Origin of the sequence: Advenella mimigardefordensis DPN7 (assembly GCF_000521505.1) — a bacterium.
Lineage (GTDB): Bacteria > Pseudomonadota > Gammaproteobacteria > Burkholderiales > Burkholderiaceae_B > Advenella > Advenella mimigardefordensis.
Genome location: NZ_CP003915.1, coordinates 3,034,466 through 3,051,216 on the forward strand (window position 1 = coordinate 3,034,466; position 16,751 = coordinate 3,051,216).

Below are 16,751 nucleotides of genomic sequence, written 5' to 3' on the forward strand. Positions count from 1 at the left end.
GTTCTGAATAATTAGTGAGTGAAATCAACGCCCCAATCTTTGGCTATACTCTTTTTATCGGACCAGGATATTGGGCCACGGTTGCGTCTGAGGTTAATAATGTATATCCCTCTACGGTGGCCTGCGTCACGAGCAATCGGTCAAAGGGATCTTTATGTATGAAGGGCAAGCTACCTATGGCTACTGCATGTTCGCCTGTAATGGGCAGTTCTTTATACCCGTTTTCAATTAATCCACGACGCAGTAATCTAGTGTCAACCTGAAAATCCTCGCGACCCAGACTGTTCTTTATGGCAATTTCCCATAGGCTAGCCGCACTGAAAAACAACTCGTTGTGTACATCATTAATCAACTCTACAGCCTGTCGTGACAGCTGAGGAGCGTTGGCAGCGATCCACAATAGAAGATGAGTATCTAACAATAGCTTCATGCGTCACCATTGAACAATTGCGAAATCTCGTTTGATCCCAGGCTATCGAAATCAGCCGGAATGCTCATTTGGCCGCTCATGAATCCGATTCGCTTCATTTTTATGCCGTCAGCGGGGGCTAACGCCACGACTTTGACCATCGGTTTACCTGCTTTAGCAATAATAAATGACTCGCCCTTCGCCGCTTTTTCAATCAAGCGAGACAGATGCGTCTTAGCTTCGTGAATATTGACTGTAAGCATATCATGCTCCCAAATAAACTAAGTTTTATTAGTTTAGTTTAAAAATCATATACCTGCAACAGTTATGGACTATTGCCCGCCAATACACCCCTATGCACAGCACATCAAATCGTCCAGCCAAAACAAAACGGTCCGCAACGTAAGGCTGCAGACCGTTTCTATTGCACGAATGCAAATACTCAACTCATTACGCCGGTACCGGAATAATCCCGATCTTCGCCTGCCATTCACGCGGGCCGGTGGTGTGTACTGAGGTACCGCTGGAATCAACGGCAACCGTCACCGGCATATCCTTCACATCAAATTCGTAAATCGCTTCCATACCCAGATCTTCGAAGCCAACCACTTTGGCGCCTCGAATGGCTTTGGACACCAGATAAGCCGAGCCGCCCACGGCCATCAGATAGGCAGAACGATGGTTCTTGATGGACTCAATAGCGACCGGGCCACGTTCGGCCTTGCCGATCATCGCGATCAGGCCGGTTTTCTCCAGCATCATGTCGGTGAATTTGTCCATGCGGGTGGCGGTGGTTGGACCTGCAGGCCCCACGACTTCTTCGCGTACCGGATCCACCGGACCCACATAATAGATCACGCGGTTGGTGAAATCGACCGGCAGCGGCTCGCCTTTGGCCAGCATGTCCTGAATGCGCTTGTGTGCTGCATCACGGCCGGTCAGCATTTTGCCGTTCAGCAATAACGTTTGGCCCGGTTTCCAGCTGGCCACTTCCTCTTTGGTCAGCGTATCCAGGTTGACCTGTTTGGAGGCATTATAATCCGGCGCCCAATGGACATCGGGCCAGTCGGACAGCGACGGTGGCGTCAGATTGGCAACACCGGATCCGTCCAGTACAAAATGCACGTGACGGGTCGCCGCGCAGTTAGGAATCATGGCAATGGGTTTAGAGGCCGCATGGGTCGGATACGTATTGATTTTGATATCCAGTACCGTTGTCAGGCCACCCAGGCCCTGGGCGCCAATGCCCAGTGCGTTCACTTTCTCGTACAGCTCGATCCGCAGCTCTTCGAGTTTGTTCTGTGGCCCACGAGCCAGCAGCTCGTACATGTCAATGTCTTCCATCAGCGATTGCTTGGCCATCAGCATGGCTTTTTCAGCAGTACCGCCAACCCCGATGCCCAGCATGCCCGGCGGGCACCAGCCTGCGCCCATGAGCGGCACGGTTTTCAATACCCAGTCTACGATCGAATCGCTGGGGTTGAGCATGGCGAACTTGGATTTGTTCTCGGAACCGCCCCCCTTGGAAGCGACCTGCACATCGACCGTGTTGCCGGGCACCAGTTCCACATGCAAAATACAGGGCGTATTGTCCTTGGTATTTTTGCGATCGAAAATCGGATCGGCCAGCACCGACGCACGCAGTTTGTTATCGGGATCCAGATAGCCGCGGCGTACGCCTTCGTCACAGGCTTCCTGCAAGGTACAGGACAGCTCAAAACGCACATCCATCCCCACCTTCAGGAATACGTTAACAATACCCGTATCCTGGCAGATAGGCCGCCTGCCTTCTGCGCACATGCGCGAGTTGGTCAGAATCTGGGCAATCGCATCCTTGGCGGCAGCACTTTGCTCACGCTCGTAGGCACGCGCCAGATGCTGAATATAATCGGCCGGATGGTAGTAGCTGATGAACTGGATTGCATCTGCAATAGACTGGATCAGATCATCTTGTTTGATTACAGTGGTCATAATATAGATAGAAAGTGTATTCCAGAAAAAGTTATTTGCCCTTCCAGACGGGAGAGCGTTTTTCGGCGAAGGCAGTCGCGCCTTCCTTGGCATCTTCCGATGAAAAAATGTGGGCCATGCGGGGGTTCTGCAGGGCAAACATGTCGTCTGTGCGCCAGTCCTGAGACTCGGTCACAATCTGTTTGACCGTGCGAACCGCCAACGGGCCGTTAGCTGCGATCTTCTCTGCCAATTTTAACGCAGCTTCCAGTGCAGTGCCGGGTTCCACCAGATCGTTGACCAAACCCAGCGCATGGGCGCGGCTGGCGGCAATCATATCGCCTGTCAGCAGGGCTTCCATGGCCACGTGATAAGGCAGGCGGCGCGGCAGGCGCAACATACCGCCAGAACCGGGAACCAGCCCGCGCTTGACTTCGGGCAGGCCGAAGCTGGCATTATTGGCGGCGACGATCAGATCGCAGGCCAGCGCCAGCTCAAACCCGCCGGCCAGGGCATAGCCCTCAACGGCGGCAATCAGCGGCTTGGCCGGTGGCGCTTCGACCAGTCCGCCCAGCCCGCGGCCAGGCACCACCGCACGACGCTGGGTACGGGCAAACTCCTTCAGATCCATACCGGAACAAAAGGTGTTGCCTTCGCCACGCAAAATACCGACGGTCAGGTTGTCATCGGCATCCAGCCGGTCCAGCGCATCGGCCAGCGCAAAAGACGTATCGTAGGTGAGCGCATTGCGCGCTTCGGGACGATTGATCGTCAGAATAAGGACGCGACCACGTATTTCAGACTTGACTAATTCAGACATGAGATCTCCAGCTCTGCCATTTTCGGGATACCAGAACTTTAAATCATTCCGCGCGCAAAATCCGCCAAGATGGTCGCCATCTCACAAGAAACAGCCGAATGCCGCAGCAAATCCGTTAAAATCGTCGATTCAGCTTTTTCTAATTCTCTTGAGTCCGTCCATGCTAACTTTTCAGCAGATTATCCTGAAACTCCAGGAATACTGGGATACCCAAGGTTGCGCGCTGCTGCAGCCCTACGATATGGAGGTGGGCGCCGGTACCTCGCACACGGCCACGTTTCTGCGTGCTATCGGCCCCGAACCGTGGCACGCTGCCTATGTGCAGCCCTCGCGTCGCCCCAAGGATGGCCGCTATGGCGAAAATCCCAACCGTCTGCAGCATTACTATCAATACCAGGTCGTCTTAAAACCCGCACCACCGGATATCCTGGATCTGTACATCGGTTCCCTGGAAGCACTGGGCATCAATCCGCAGGAACACGACATCCGCTTTGTCGAAGATGACTGGGAAAATCCCACGCTCGGCGCCTGGGGACTGGGCTGGGAAGTCTGGCTCAACGGCATGGAAGTGACTCAGTTTACCTATTTCCAGCAGGTAGGCGGCCTAGACTGCCCCTCTACTCTGGGCGAAATCACTTACGGTCTGGAACGGCTGGCCATGTATCTGCAGGATGTGGAAAGTGTGTACGATCTGGTCTGGACCGAGAGGCCCAATGGGGAAAAGGTACTGTATCGCGATGTGTTCCACCAGAACGAAGTAGAACAATCCACCTACAACTTTGAATATGCCAACACCGATATGTTGTTTGCGCACTTCAACGACTACGAAAAGGAAGCGGCCCGACTGGTCGAGATTCCGCTGGCCCTGCCCGCGTATGAATCGGTCCTGAAGGCTGCCCACACCTTCAATATGCTTGATGCGCGCGGCGCCATCAGTGTCACGGAACGCGCTGCCTACATCGGCCGCATCCGCAATCTGTCGCGCAAGGTCGCCCAGGCTTACTATGATTCACGCGAGCAATTGGGCTTTCCCATGCTCAAGAATAACAAGGCAGTATCATGAATTTGCCCTTACTTGTTGAACTGTTTACCGAAGAACTGCCACCGCGCGCCCTGCAAAAGCTGGGTCAGGCGTTCGCCGACAGCCTGACGCAGGCGCTGGCCAAGCAACATCTGCTGGGTCCTGATAATGTGACCCACTGCTATGCCACGCCGCGCCGGCTGGCTGCGCAGCTAAGCAGCGTGCTGGCCGTTGCCGCCGACCAGCCCTTTTCCGAAAAACTCATGCCCGTCAAAGTGGGCCTGGATGCGCAGGGTCAGGCCACCCCTGCCCTGCAGAAGAAACTGGCGGCGAAGAACCTGTCACACCTGAAGCCGGCAGATCTGGCCCGCGAATCCGATGGCAAGCAGGAATATCTGGTGGCCCATGGCACTGCCGCCGGCGCACAGTTGCAAAACGTGCTGCAGGCCGCCATTGAAACCGCGCTGGCCGATCTGCCTATTCCCAAGGTCATGCGTTATCAACTGGCTGATGGCCAAACCAGTGTGCGTTTTGTGCGTCCGGTCCATGGTCTGGTTGTGCTGCACGGCAGCACTGTCTTACCCGTCACCATTCTGGGTATCGACGCCGGCAATACCACACACGGCCACCGTTTCATGAGCGCAGGCCCCATCACATTGGCCCATGCCAATGACTATGCCGCGACGCTGGCCGACAAAGGCCGGGTCATTGCCTCTTTCGAAGCACGCCGCGATGCCATCCGCCAGCAGCTTGACGAATCGGCCAGAGCACTGGGCGCCTCCCTGGGAGACCAGGCCGAGGTCGCACCGTTACTGGACGAAGTGACAGCGCTGGTTGAACATCCGACCGTTTATGTCGGGCAGTTCGATGAGAAGTTCCTGGCCGTACCGCAGGAATGCCTGATTCTGACCATGCGCCTGAATCAGAAATATTTTCCGCTGTTCGACCCCGCCAGCGGCAAGCTCATCCATCAATTTCTGATCGTCAGCAATATGCATGTGGCCGATCCGGCCAATATTATTCAGGGCAACGAACGGGTGATCCGCCCGCGTCTGGCCGATGCCGAATTCTTTTTCGAAACCGATAGAAAGCAGCCTCTGGCCTCGCGTGTCGCACAACTGGACAATATCGTCTATCACAACAAACTCGGCTCACAGCATGAGCGTATCGAACGCCTGCGCCGCATCAGCTCACGCCTTGCCGAAGACCTGAACGCCAATGTTGCCCTGGCCGATCGCGCTGCGCAACTGGCCAAGGCCGATCTGACGTCCAATATGGTGGGCGAGTTCCCTGAACTGCAGGGGATCATGGGCGGTTACTACGCCCAGGCCGACGGCGAACCCGCGGAAGTGGTCCAGGCGCTCAACGACCAGTACCGCACCCGGTTTGACAGCCCGGTCACGAACAACAACCTGATCGCAGCGATCCTGTTCATTGCCGAGCGCATTGAAACACTGGTCGGCATCTGGGGCATCGGACTGCAGCCTTCGGGTGAACGCGACCCGTTCGGCCTGCGCCGCGCTGCGCTGGGGATCATCAGTGCGGTAGAGCAACTGGCCGCAGGTGGTTATCTGTCCGGCACACCAGCGGCACCTGCGCGCTTTAATCTGACTGAGCTGCTGACATTTGCCATGGGGACCTTCAGCCCGGGCACCCTGCATTCAGACACAGCAGACGAAGTGCAAACCTATATTTATGAGCGATATCGTAACCAGCTCAGCGGCGACTATGCCAAATCCGTTGTAGATGCAGTGATTGCGGTAAGGCCAGCACTGCAGGAAGTGGCCGCAAGAATCAAAGCTGTCACGGCGTTTGCTCAATTGCCCGAGGCCGAAAGCCTGGCCGCCGCCAATAAACGAATTGGCAATCTGCTGAAAAAAACCGAAGGCGATCTGCCCGCCATTGATCCTTCCCTTTTTGCCGAACCGGCAGAAAAGGCGCTGTACGATGCATTGCATGGGATTGAAGCGACGGCAAGGGCCGATGCTGCACAGGGACAGTTTGAGAAAAGCCTGGCGGCCGTCGCCCAGACACGCAGCGCTGTCGACGATTTCTTTACCCATGTCATGGTGATGGCCGATGACCCGGCCGTTCGGAATAATCGACTGGCCCTGCTGTCGCAACTGCACGCTACCATGAATCTGGTGGCCGACATTTCAAGGCTGGCCCAATGAAGCTGGCCATTCTTGATCGCGACGGCGTTATCAACGAAGATCGTCCGGATTTTATTAAATCGGCCGATGAATGGGAGGCCCTGCCCGGCAGTCTGGAAGCCATTGCCCGCCTTACCCGCGCAGGCTGGAAAGTGGTCGTGGCCACCAATCAGTCCGGTCTGGGGCGTGGCCTGTTCACGCCCGATGATCTGACTGCCATTCACCAGAAAATGCAACAGCAACTGGCTGCATTCGGCGGCCAGATTGACGCCATTTTCATGTGCCCGCATCTGCCGGATGCCGGATGCAACTGCCGCAAGCCCCTGCCCGGCATGTTCCTGGAAATACTCAAACGCTACGACGCACCGGCTCACGAAGTTGTATGTGTCGGCGATTCACTCAGGGACATCACGGCGGCGCACGTGGCCGGTTGCCAGACCTGGTTGGTGGAAACAGGCAACGGGCAGAAAACCCGTAACGACCCGAATCTGCCCAAAACGGTGCAAATCAGGCCTACGCTGGCCGATGTGGTTGAAAGCTGGCTTACGGAATCCTGATCATGCTTTTTGTACGTTCTGTTCTATTCCTGCTTTTTCAGGCCATTACCGTTGTGCCTTATGCAGTCGGCTGCGTGCTGGTATTGCCGCTGCCATTTATCTGGCGCTACCGCTATACCGTAGGCTGGCCACGCATGGTGATCTGGGCCGCCAAGGTCATTGTGGGCATTCGGTATGAAGTCAAAGGCCTGCACAATATACCCGACGGGCCGATGATTTATCTGAGCAAGCATCAATCCACCTACGAGACCATGTTTTTTGCCTGGTTTCTGCGCCGGCCTGCCTGCTTTGTCTATAAGAAGGAGCTCAATTACATTCCCTTCTTCGGCTGGGGCCTGGCCAGTTTACGCAATATCGCCATCGATCGGCAGAAAGGCAAAAATGCCATGCAGCAAGTGATGGAAATCGGCACGCAGCGCCTGGCCGAAGGCCGTTCGCCCGTACTCTTTCCCGAGGGCACACGGATCCCGCCCGGCCAGGCTGGTAATTACAAGCTGGGCGGCACACGGCTGGCTGTCCATGCCAACACGCCGATTATTCCGGTGGCACATAATGCCGGGGAATGCTGGCCCAAAAAACCCTTCACCAAAAAACCCGGCCTGGTCACCATTTCCTTTGGCCCGCCCATTGAACCGGCAGGCCGGACAGCCGACCAGGTGATGGAGGAGGTGCGGGGCTGGATCGAAGGCGAAATGCGGGTACTCAATCCGGAACGCTATCATGACGTCGCAGCCTGAACTGTTTCGCAACAGCAGCCCGAACCTGCCCGATGGCTTACGCCTGCGTACGGTAGCCACCGAGCACGGTCTCATCACCCTTACCCTGGCGCGCAGCAGGCGCCGCAGTATCGGCTTTGTGATCGGTACGGAAGGGTTGCGCGTGACAGCGCCCTACTGGGTCTCGCTGAAACAGATTGACGAAGCCGTTGTGGAAAAAGCTGAGTGGATCCAGAAGAAGCTGGCGTTCTGGCGGCAGCGCAATGCCGTGGCCGACCAGGCTCAACAGTCCTGGCTGGCCTGTACACAACTGCCCTATCTGGGCACGACCATTTCAATTGACATTGATACCGGCTCGAAGGTGCCGCGCTTCGATGGCGACCCCTTCAGCCCGCAAACACAGGACACGCTCTGGCTGGCACTGCCACACGATGCGACAGCAGAACAACGTAGCGCTGCCGCCGCGCACTGGCTGCAAACGCAAGCGCTACACTATTTCGATCTGCGTATCCACGCGCTTGCAAACAGTGCCGGCCTGCAGTTTCAGGCATGGCGACTGTCCCGTGCACGCGCCCGCTGGGGTTCGTGCAATAGCAACGGCAGTATTCGTCTTAACTGGCGTCTCATTCATTTCACACCCGACATCATCGATTATGTGATTGCGCATGAACTGGCTCACTTGAAACAGATGAACCACAGCGACCGGTTCTGGCACCAGGTGGGCATCATCCTGCCAGACTACGAAGCAGCCATGCAGAAACTGAAAACAACCGATATGTCGGCCCTGCCTGCCCTGCAAACCTGACGTAACCGGCAATGGCGACCCGCTCGCCATTTGCACGGCACCCTCACGCCCCAATCACGCCCCCTTCCCGTTTCCTTGCGCTCTCTGCATTGACCCTTTGATCTGAATAATTAAAGGACCGTGCACGCTCCATTCTGCATCGCTGAGTTTGCCGCAAAGCACCATTGCCAACACCGGTTTATGACAATTGAAAAATGACCGTTAACGGCCAGTAAACACGCAGCCAAACCCACTGTCCGACCGGCTCCACCGGCAACGATCGTGTATGATAGACACTCTAGACACGCGCGTCCCCGGGACGCACATACCCCACCATCATTACGAGGACAACATGCAATTTCTGCACACCATGTTACGCGTCGGCGACCTGGAACGATCCATTGAATTCTATACAAATGTAATCGGTATGAAACTGCTGCGACGCTCGGAAAATCCCGAATACAAATACAGCCTGGCCTTTCTGGGTTTTGAAGCCAACCCGCATCAGGCCGAACTGGAACTGACCTATAACCACGGCGTTACCCAATATGATCTGGGCGATGCTTACGGCCACATTGCCATCGGCGTACCCGATGCCTATGCCGCCTGTGAGGCAGTCAAAAAGGCCGGCGGCAACGTCACGCGTGAAGCCGGACCGGTCAAGGGAGGCACAACGGTTATCGCGTTCGTGCAGGACCCCGATGGCTACAAAATCGAATTGATTGAAAGAAAGGATTCTGCAGCAGCAGGTACCGGCCTGCGCTAAAAGCCTGCCGTTTATTGCAGACAGCATAACGGCTGCCCGCCGTTGACCCCGCCCCAGGAATCACCTACATGACTACGCAGATCAGTACCAGACGTCGTACCAAGATTATTGCCACACTAGGCCCCGCCACCACTTCCGAAGCCCAGATCGAAGCCATGATTCTGGCGGGGATGAACGTTGCCCGCTTCAATTTCTCTCACGGCGAAGCAGACGACCACCGCGAACGCGCCCGGATCATTCGTAAGCTGGAAGCCAAGCTTGATGTACATATTGCGATTCTGGGTGACCTGCAGGGTCCGAAAATCCGGATTGCCCGCTTTGAAAACCAGAAAGTGGTACTGGAACAGGGTCAGGAATTCATCCTGTCCAACGATTATCCGTATGACAAAGGCAATGCACAAATCGTCGGCATCGATTATCCCGAACTGGTGACCGATTGCCGGCCTGGTGACGAGCTGCTGCTTGACGATGGCCGGATCGTCCTTGAAGTGGTACGGATCGAAGGCCAGAACGTCTACACAACAGTAACCTCGGGTGGCGAGCTCTCCAACAACAAAGGCATTAATCGACGTGGCGGCGGGCTTTCCGCGCCCAGCCTGACAGAAAAGGACAAGGCCGATATCATCCTGGCTGCAGAAATCGGGGTGGATTTCGTTGCCGTGTCTTTCCCGCGTTATGGGCGCGATATGGAACAGGCCCGACGTCTGGTTCAGGAAGCCGGCAGCTCGGCCTGGATCATCGCCAAAATTGAACGGGCCGAAGCGGTCGCCGACGATCAGGCGCTTGATGAGCTGATTACCGCCAGTGATGGCGTCATGGTCGCACGCGGGGATCTGGGCGTGGAAGTGGGCGATGCCGAGCTGGTCGGCATTCAGAAAAAAATCATTCGCCATGCTCGCACCCTGAATAAATTCGTGATTACCGCAACGCAGATGATGGAGTCGATGATCAATCATCCGTTCCCCACCCGCGCTGAAGTCTCCGATGTTGCCAACGCCGTGCTCGATTACACCGACGCCGTCATGCTTTCAGGCGAAAGTGCATCGGGCCTGTATCCGGTGGAAACGGTCAAGGCCATGGCACGCATCTGTGTAGGCGCCGAGAAACATCCGACAACGACGCAATCGCGCCATCGCGTGGGCGAAACATTTACACGCTTTGATGAAACCATCGCCCTGGCTGCCATGTATGCTGCCAACCATTTTCATCAGGTCCGCGCGATTATCTCGCTAAGCGAAAGCGGTCATACGCCACTGATCATGTCGCGCATTCGTTCCGGCGTGCCCATCTACTGCCTCACGCCGCATGACAGCACGCGCAACCGCGTGGCCATGTTCCGCGGTGTGTACCCGGTTGAGTTTGATCCGGCAGCAGTCACGGAAACCGATGTAGCGCGGGCGGCAATGGCTCAGCTACTTAAATACCAACCGCTTAATCGCGGCGACTGGGTGCTGCTCCTTCAGGGCGACCACTATGGCGTGATCGGTGCAACCAACAGTATGAAATTGCTTTGCATGGATGATTTTCTGAATGACTGAACCCCTTTATATCGTGATCGCCCCGGACTCGTTCAAAGAGAGCCTGTCCTCATCCGGGGTGGCTCAGGCCATTGCCGACGGCATCAAAACCGTGGCGCCGGACGCCACCCTTGTACAGATGCCAATGGCCGATGGCGGCGAAGGAACGGTTGAGGCCATCGCCGGCAGCACCGGCGCGCCACTGCAAACGCTGGATACGGTTAACGCACTGGGCGAACCCATCAGGGCCGCCTGGATCATGCTGCATGACAACACCGCCATTATTGAAATGGCCAGCGCCGCCGGCCTGGAGCAGATTACTGAAGACAAACGTGATATTCGACGCGCCAGCACCTATGGACTGGGTCAGCTGGTGTCTGCAGCCCTGGATCAGGGCGCCCGGCGCATTGTGCTGGGACTGGGTGGCTCGGCCACCAATGACGCAGGTACGGGCCTGCTCTCTGCGCTGGGTATCCGGTTTCTGGACAAAGCAGGCAAACCGCTGGAACAGGGGCCTGCCGCGCTTTACGAACTGGCGCAGATTGATCTGTCGGGTCTGGACCCCCGGGTGAGTCAAATCGAATGGCTGATTGCCTCGGATGTGAATAATCCACTATGCGGCGACCATGGTGCATCGGCGATCTTCGGCCCGCAAAAAGGCGCCAATGCAGAAGATGTTCCGTTCCTGGATGCCGCCCTGAGTCACTTTGCCGATCTGACTGCACAGGCTACCGGCCAGGACGTACGAAACCAGCCGGGCGCTGGTGCTGCCGGAGGGCTGGGCTTCGCAGCGCTGGCCTATCTGAAAGCCACATTCAAACCTGGTGTGGAAGTGGTGGCAGAGTATGCCGGTCTGGACGCGCACATACAAAAAGCCGATCTGGTCATTACCGGCGAAGGACGGCTGGATGCGCAAACGCTGCGTGGCAAGACCATTGCCGGCATTGCAGCGCTGACCCAAAAACATCAGGTGCCACTGATCGCCCTGGCCGGTTCACTGCATGAGGATTTTGCCAAAGTCTATGACGGTGGTATCACGGCAGCATTCAGCCTGCCCGGCGGACCGATGTCGCTGAAAGATACCATGCAGCAAACCCGGCAATTGCTGATGCAGCGTAGCCGGGACATCATTGCTGTTTTTCTGGCCGGACGCCGCGCCCGCCAGACTTGACGTGCGCAGGCATACAAATGAACCGTGCCTGCGCACGGGCACACTGCGATGCTATTCGTGATATGGGTTGTCAGGCGAGCACGCCCTGCTCGACCAGATAATCTGCCAGCCGGATATAGTCAGTCACCGACAGTTCTTCTGCCCTGGCAGTCTCTTTGATGTCTAGCTGGGCCCAGTCTATCTGCCAGTCTGCCAGCACCCGTCGCAACATTTTGCGGCGTTGTGAAAATGCCCGCGCCACGACCTGCGAGAAAGCGCGTTCACTTTTTGCCTGCGCCCGCGTTGCCGGCAACGGCACCATGCGTACGACGGCAGACGTGACCTTGGGCGGCGGGTCAAACGCTTCGGGTGGCACATCAAACAGATGCTGCATAGCGTAGCGCACTTGCAGCATGACAGACAGGCGGCCATAGTCGCCATCCCCCGGCCGCGCCACCATACGGGCAATCACTTCTTTTTGCAGCATAAAATGCTGATCGCGAACATGGTCGGCAAATGCCACCAGATGAAATAGCAACGGGCTGGAAATATTGTAGGGAAGATTGCCAACAACGCGCAGATCTTTGCCGAAAGCAGCAAAATCCACCTTGAGGGCGTCGGCCTCATGCACCGTGAGCCGCTCGGGCGCAAAGCGCTTGCGCAATCGTGCCGCCAGATCGCGGTCAATCTCAATCACATCCAGATGCGCGACGCGGTCATGTAATGGGCCGGTCAGTGCCGACAGGCCCGGTCCGATTTCGATAACCGTATCGTCGCGCTCAGGGCTGACGGCCCGCACAATGGATTCGATCACACTTTCATCGGTCAGGAAATTCTGACCGAAACGCTTGCGGGCCTGATGAACTGCCATTCTGTTTCGCTCTAGGGTCGGCTTTTCTGTTGCGTCAGACGGTTATCAATATATGCCTTGGCGCGCAACTGCTGCAGCCAGTCTTCATATACCGGTTCAGCGCGTTTCTGGTAGAGCGATTGACGCGCCAGATTACGACGGATTTCCGGCTGTTTGTCTGAGCTGCGACGGTCTTCGACCGTGATCAGGTGCCAGCCATATTGCGAACGCACGGGCGCACTCAGCTGACCCGGCTGCAAGGCATTCATGGCTTTCTCGAAAGCAGGGTCAGAAGCGCCTGGCGGAACCCAGCCGATTTCCCCACCCAGTGGTGCTGAGGTATCCTGTGAGTATTTTTTGGCTGCATCCTCAAATGACATACCGCCTTCTATCTGATTGCGAACGTCATCGATTTTTGCACGGGCCTGCTGATCAGAGAAGACAGGCGTAATCTTGACGAGAATATGTTTGAGCTTGGTCTCGGTAATATTCACCGGCCCCTTCTGCGTCGCCATTTTTTCGATAGGCGGCACCGGTGGTGGCGGTGGTGCTGACGGCTGTACCGTAACGACGCGCTTGTTTTCCTGGACCAGACCACGACGCTCTACCACTTTGAGAATATGGAAGCCGTTAGGCGCCTTGAAAACTCCGGTGGTGCGTCCATCCGGTACTTTCTTGGTCATATTCACAAACAGCGAAGGCCAATCTTCGAACATGCGGATACCCAGGTTACCGCCGGACGATGCTTCGGGTCCGTCAGAATATTCCTTGGCGACACTGTCAAAGCTTGTACCGCGACGCAATTTTGCCATCGCGGCGTCTGCTTTCTTGCGCGCAGCTGCAACCACGTCTTCTGAGGAATTATCGGGCACGCGAATATAAATATGTTGCAGGGCAACTGCCTTGGGTACAAATGAACGTTCCACCACCACCTGTTTTTGTGGCGGCGGCTTGGGCTGGTTTTGTCTTTCGGCAGCGTGGCCTGGCAAAAGACCGGTGGGGTTCTGTTTCAGAAAGGCATCCACATCGGATTCATTGATATTGACACGGCTCTGAATGATTCGGGTGCGCAACTCTTCCATCACCATTTCATTACGGAGGTTACGCACATAGTCATCCCAGTTCAGGCCCATCTGTTCGATGGCCGGCCGCAATTTTTCGGGCGGCAGATTGTTGCGCTGGGCGATATTGGCCATGGCCTGAGACAGTTGCGCATCGGTCACCCGGATGCCGTATAGCTCGGCGTCCTGGCGCATCAGTTTTTCATCAATCATCGACTGCAGTACCACCTGCTGGGCCTGGTTCTGTCCGCCGGTGGTCACCCGATTGCTGGCCATCCGCTGCTGTAGCTCACGCATGGTAATGATTTCATTATTGACCACTGCTGCGATACCATCAGCGAACTGCCCCGACGCACGCTGCTGCGAAGCCCCGCCTTTTTTTGCCTGTTGGGCCAGCGCTGCTGGTGGCACAGCAATAAAAATAGCGGGGATGGCGAGAGCAACTGCTGTTCGCATGAAACCCAATTTACGCATTATTCATACCTTTCAAATGATGTCCTGGCCGGAACGGGGGTGTTGACACTTTCGTATCCAGGCACATTCTGTCTTAACAATTCCATCGGATCTTTCCCGAGTGAGCCCAATCCCGCCAATTCCAACTGAAAGAATATAGCAGAATTCGAATCTTCTTTCGAAACGGCGTAACGTTTCAAAACAACTCGCCCGGTCCAGCAACAGTCGCCTTTATATTCAATACCCAGAATATGCTGGGTGACGCGACTTTCTTTAAGCGAGTAATCCACCCTGCCCACACCATAGAGCTTTCTGGTAAAAGGCCACTGGCCGGCAAAGCTGACCGTTTCCTTGCCCTGTAACTGGTAGGACAGCGGGTTACCCTGGTTGATATCGGTGCGTTCTTCATCCGCATAGGGGTCGCGCTGATAACGATAGGATAAAGAAAGCGTCGTCAGGCGCTTGGGCGTCCATTTGGCTGAGGCATAAACCTGGGTTGTCTTGCCCTGGTAAGGGTCAACCTGCAGGGCGGCCTGGGTTGTGAACTTATTGGTTAACGCTGCTTCTGCGCCGAAAATCCAGTCGGACTTGCTGCCAATGCGTGGCGATTCATAAGGCAGCGTGACACGTTGCCTGTTGAAATACACGCGCTGCGCCACTTGCAGGGCCAGACGCTGAAAACCGGTGTCCCGGTCAAACCAGCGCGAAGTCAGACCCAGCGTAATCTGATTGGCGTTATTGATCCGGTCCCAGCCGCCGTTATAGCGGTTTTCGGAAAACGCACTGGCAAACCCGAACTGGCTCACATCAGTGTCAAAAATGGGGATATCGCTCTGATCCTGATAAGGAATGTACAGATAATAAAGCCGCGGCTCGAGGGTTTGTGTAGACGGATAACCAAAGAGCGTTGTTTCACGCTCGAAGGTCATACCGGCGTCCAGGGACACGATAGGCAGAACGCGCGATATCGAACGTCGCTGGTTACCGCTTTGACTATAGAACGAATACTGACCGTAACGCGTGAACCAGTCGGTTTCGTACTGGGACGCATGTATACCCACTTTAGGGGTAATGTACCAGCCCGGCCTGATTATCGGATAACTGATAGTGGAATACGAGGTCAGGCGTGTGCCGTTCGGACGCAGGTGCCCGTCGGTCTGATCAATGACGTCATCGGTCAGCTTGTCACCAAAATACGTAGGATATTCAAAGCGCGTGAGTGTATTGGTGGTTTCCAGATCCAGGCCATGCCAGTCGTAACGCGCACCATGGATGCGCAATTCAGGCACCTTCTCATACTGGCCATAAATATCGTCGGAGGTAGCGTCCTGCAGAGTCTGGTATTTTTGAATCTGCAGATAACCATCCCAGTATTTGTAGCCGGAAAATCCAAGCGTGATATTACGGTTCAGATACGTTTTGTCTGCCTGGGTGACAGTGGTCATGTCCGTGAAATCACGGTAATAATCATCATCAGAGACCGCATTCCAGTCTATTGAGAGATTGAAATTGAGGCCAAGCACAGAGCCGAGCGACTGGATATGTCGCCAGGAATACATCCAGCGGGACCGGCCCAGCTCGTTGTCTTTAGACATATAAGTGCCGGCCAGCGTACCCGAATAATTCGGCTGCAGATAACGGAACTCTGCCCCGAGTTGCGCACCGCGCTTGCTGAGATAGCGAGGAACCAGCGTCAGATCATACTGTGGCGCCAGATTGATGAAATACGGGACGGAAACATCCAGTCCGCTGCGCGAGGTCATGCCGTAGGTTGGCGTAAGGAAACCGGTTTTCTTCTCTGCCCGTATCGGAAAGGTCAGATACGGCGACCACATCACCGGCACGCCTTTAATATATAGCGTGCCGTTCTCGGCGATCCCCTCGTTTTCATCGTTGTACAGGTCAACATTGTTCGAACGGATCTGCCAGAACGGCTCAACGCAGCTACAACCGCTGTATGTTGCATCCTTCAGATTGACATGATTATCGTCAATGATGTTCGCTTCACTGGCCTGCCCCTGGCCACCGGTTGCCAAACTGTACACCGGCGATGTAATGGTGCCATTTGTCTTGTCGACGTTGTAGCGCAGTCCCGGACCGGTGATCAGATTGCCGTCACGAAACAGGCGGGCATTGCCGGTTGCCGTTACCGTGCCGGTGCTTCGGTCATAATCGATGGTATCACCCTTGAGAATGGCATCCGGCCGGCGAATCTGCGCCTTGCCGTCAAGGGTAATCGTATTGGTGTTGTTGGTAATGTCTGCACGCGCACTATCGGTGAACGTGATGATCTCGTCATTGTTCAGCGACGGACTGGTTAGCATGGGTGATACATACAGCCGCGGTGCCGATGACTGGCCTACCCCGGGCACAAGGACACCGGTCTGGGCAAAGGCAATCGGGGATACGGTCAGAAGAAATAGGTGACAGATCTTTCGCACTGTGCTTTTTACCGGAAATAATTGAAGAAACCTGTCCTGTTACCCCGTTCCCGGGAATGAGACGGGAAAATCATACCGCAACATACGCCGCCAGGCTATCGGG

The 16,751-nt window shown here is 55.7% G+C and carries 15 protein-coding genes; 8 read left to right on the forward strand and 7 right to left on the reverse strand.

The genetic code is table 11. The features are described 5' to 3' along the window. Window positions 1-43: 43 nt before the first annotated feature. From MIM_RS13945 to MIM_RS13960, 4 genes are all read right to left on the reverse strand, one after another. The gene (locus MIM_RS13945) at window positions 44-430 is read right to left on the reverse strand and encodes a type II toxin-antitoxin system VapC family toxin (protein WP_025373375.1); all 387 of its coding nucleotides are present in this window, start codon (window positions 428-430) and stop codon (window positions 44-46) included. After that, on the reverse strand, window positions 427-672 hold the full coding sequence (locus tag MIM_RS13950) for a type II toxin-antitoxin system Phd/YefM family antitoxin (protein ID WP_025373376.1): 246 nt from the start codon (window positions 670-672) through the stop codon (window positions 427-429). The genes MIM_RS13945 and MIM_RS13950 overlap by 4 nt, the downstream gene beginning before the upstream one ends. A 187-nt stretch (window positions 673-859) precedes the next feature. After that, window positions 860-2,380, reverse strand: a complete 1,521-nt coding sequence (locus MIM_RS13955; RefSeq protein ID WP_025373377.1) for a fumarate hydratase — start codon at window positions 2,378-2,380, stop codon at window positions 860-862. A 31-nt stretch (window positions 2,381-2,411) separates the two neighbouring features. Further along, window positions 2,412-3,179, reverse strand: coding sequence for a crotonase/enoyl-CoA hydratase family protein (locus tag MIM_RS13960; protein ID WP_025373378.1), 768 nt, complete (start codon window positions 3,177-3,179; stop codon window positions 2,412-2,414). A gap of 160 nt (window positions 3,180-3,339) precedes the next feature. Here MIM_RS13960 and glyQ point away from each other — a divergent pair, with 160 nt between their 5' ends. The 8 genes from glyQ (at window position 3,340) to MIM_RS14000 (ending at window position 11,864) form a co-directional block, all read left to right on the forward strand. Then, complete coding sequence (gene glyQ / locus MIM_RS13965) at window positions 3,340-4,242, forward strand: glycine--tRNA ligase subunit alpha (RefSeq protein WP_025373379.1); 903 nt, start codon at window positions 3,340-3,342, stop codon at window positions 4,240-4,242. Beyond that, window positions 4,239-6,374: a glycine--tRNA ligase subunit beta gene (gene glyS / locus MIM_RS13970; protein WP_025373380.1), complete on the forward strand. Its 2,136-nt coding sequence runs from the start codon at window positions 4,239-4,241 to the stop codon at window positions 6,372-6,374. The genes glyQ and glyS overlap by 4 nt, the downstream gene beginning before the upstream one ends. Then, window positions 6,371-6,910 (forward strand): D-glycero-beta-D-manno-heptose 1,7-bisphosphate 7-phosphatase, encoded by a 540-nt coding sequence (gene gmhB / locus MIM_RS13975; RefSeq protein WP_025373381.1) that lies wholly within the window; start codon window positions 6,371-6,373, stop codon window positions 6,908-6,910. Before glyS ends, gmhB begins: the two co-directional genes overlap by 4 nt. Window positions 6,911-6,912: 2 nt before the next feature. After that, window positions 6,913-7,647, forward strand: a complete 735-nt coding sequence (locus MIM_RS13980) for a lysophospholipid acyltransferase family protein (RefSeq protein WP_025373382.1) — start codon at window positions 6,913-6,915, stop codon at window positions 7,645-7,647. Next, window positions 7,631-8,431 (forward strand): M48 family metallopeptidase, encoded by an 801-nt coding sequence (locus tag MIM_RS13985; protein ID WP_025373383.1) that lies wholly within the window; start codon window positions 7,631-7,633, stop codon window positions 8,429-8,431. The genes MIM_RS13980 and MIM_RS13985 overlap by 17 nt, the downstream gene beginning before the upstream one ends. A 331-nt stretch (window positions 8,432-8,762) precedes the next feature. Further along, on the forward strand, window positions 8,763-9,176 hold the full coding sequence (gene gloA, locus MIM_RS13990) for a lactoylglutathione lyase (RefSeq protein ID WP_025373384.1): 414 nt from the start codon (window positions 8,763-8,765) through the stop codon (window positions 9,174-9,176). Between the two features lie 80 nt (window positions 9,177-9,256). Then, on the forward strand, window positions 9,257-10,714 hold the full coding sequence (gene pyk / locus MIM_RS13995) for a pyruvate kinase (RefSeq protein WP_025373385.1): 1,458 nt from the start codon (window positions 9,257-9,259) through the stop codon (window positions 10,712-10,714). After that, on the forward strand, window positions 10,707-11,864 hold the full coding sequence (locus tag MIM_RS14000) for a glycerate kinase (protein WP_025373386.1): 1,158 nt from the start codon (window positions 10,707-10,709) through the stop codon (window positions 11,862-11,864). Before pyk ends, MIM_RS14000 begins: the two co-directional genes overlap by 8 nt. A 70-nt stretch (window positions 11,865-11,934) precedes the next feature. On the opposite strand, the gene rsmA is transcribed toward MIM_RS14000, so the two are convergent. The 3 genes from rsmA to MIM_RS14015 are packed head-to-tail and all read right to left on the reverse strand — an operon-like array spanning window position 11,935 to window position 16,531. After that, complete coding sequence (rsmA, locus tag MIM_RS14005) at window positions 11,935-12,714, reverse strand: 16S rRNA (adenine(1518)-N(6)/adenine(1519)-N(6))-dimethyltransferase RsmA (protein ID WP_025373387.1); 780 nt, start codon at window positions 12,712-12,714, stop codon at window positions 11,935-11,937. Window positions 12,715-12,725: 11 nt separating this feature from the next. Further along, a complete protein-coding gene (locus MIM_RS14010) occupies window positions 12,726-14,228 on the reverse strand; it encodes a peptidylprolyl isomerase (protein ID WP_025373388.1) in 1,503 nt (500 codons plus the stop codon). Further along, window positions 14,228-16,531, reverse strand: a complete 2,304-nt coding sequence (locus tag MIM_RS14015; protein ID WP_084459097.1) for an LPS-assembly protein LptD — start codon at window positions 16,529-16,531, stop codon at window positions 14,228-14,230. The genes MIM_RS14010 and MIM_RS14015 overlap by 1 nt, the downstream gene beginning before the upstream one ends. Window positions 16,532-16,751 lie beyond the last annotated feature (220 nt).

Bases quoted from the DNA above. Each gene is read 5' to 3' on its own strand.
- MIM_RS13945 (WP_025373375.1), bottom strand. From the start codon at position 430: ATGAAGCTATTGTTAGATACTCATCTTCTATTGTGGATCGCTGCCAAC.
- MIM_RS13950 (WP_025373376.1), bottom strand. From the start codon at position 672: ATGCTTACAGTCAATATTCACGAAGCTAAGACGCATCTGTCTCGCTTG.
- MIM_RS13955 (WP_025373377.1), bottom strand. From the start codon at position 2,380: ATGACCACTGTAATCAAACAAGATGATCTGATCCAGTCTATTGCAGAT.
- MIM_RS13960 (WP_025373378.1), bottom strand. From the start codon at position 3,179: ATGTCTGAATTAGTCAAGTCTGAAATACGTGGTCGCGTCCTTATTCTG.
- glyQ (WP_025373379.1), top strand. From the start codon at position 3,340: ATGCTAACTTTTCAGCAGATTATCCTGAAACTCCAGGAATACTGGGAT.
- glyS (WP_025373380.1), top strand. From the start codon at position 4,239: ATGAATTTGCCCTTACTTGTTGAACTGTTTACCGAAGAACTGCCACCG.
- gmhB (WP_025373381.1), top strand. From the start codon at position 6,371: ATGAAGCTGGCCATTCTTGATCGCGACGGCGTTATCAACGAAGATCGT.
- MIM_RS13980 (WP_025373382.1), top strand. From the start codon at position 6,913: ATGCTTTTTGTACGTTCTGTTCTATTCCTGCTTTTTCAGGCCATTACC.
- MIM_RS13985 (WP_025373383.1), top strand. From the start codon at position 7,631: ATGACGTCGCAGCCTGAACTGTTTCGCAACAGCAGCCCGAACCTGCCC.
- gloA (WP_025373384.1), top strand. From the start codon at position 8,763: ATGCAATTTCTGCACACCATGTTACGCGTCGGCGACCTGGAACGATCC.
- MIM_RS14000 (WP_025373386.1), top strand. From the start codon at position 10,707: ATGACTGAACCCCTTTATATCGTGATCGCCCCGGACTCGTTCAAAGAG.
- rsmA (WP_025373387.1), bottom strand. From the start codon at position 12,714: ATGGCAGTTCATCAGGCCCGCAAGCGTTTCGGTCAGAATTTCCTGACC.
- MIM_RS14010 (WP_025373388.1), bottom strand. From the start codon at position 14,228: ATGCGTAAATTGGGTTTCATGCGAACAGCAGTTGCTCTCGCCATCCCC.
- MIM_RS14015 (WP_084459097.1), bottom strand. From the start codon at position 16,531: ATGCTAACCAGTCCGTCGCTGAACAATGACGAGATCATCACGTTCACC.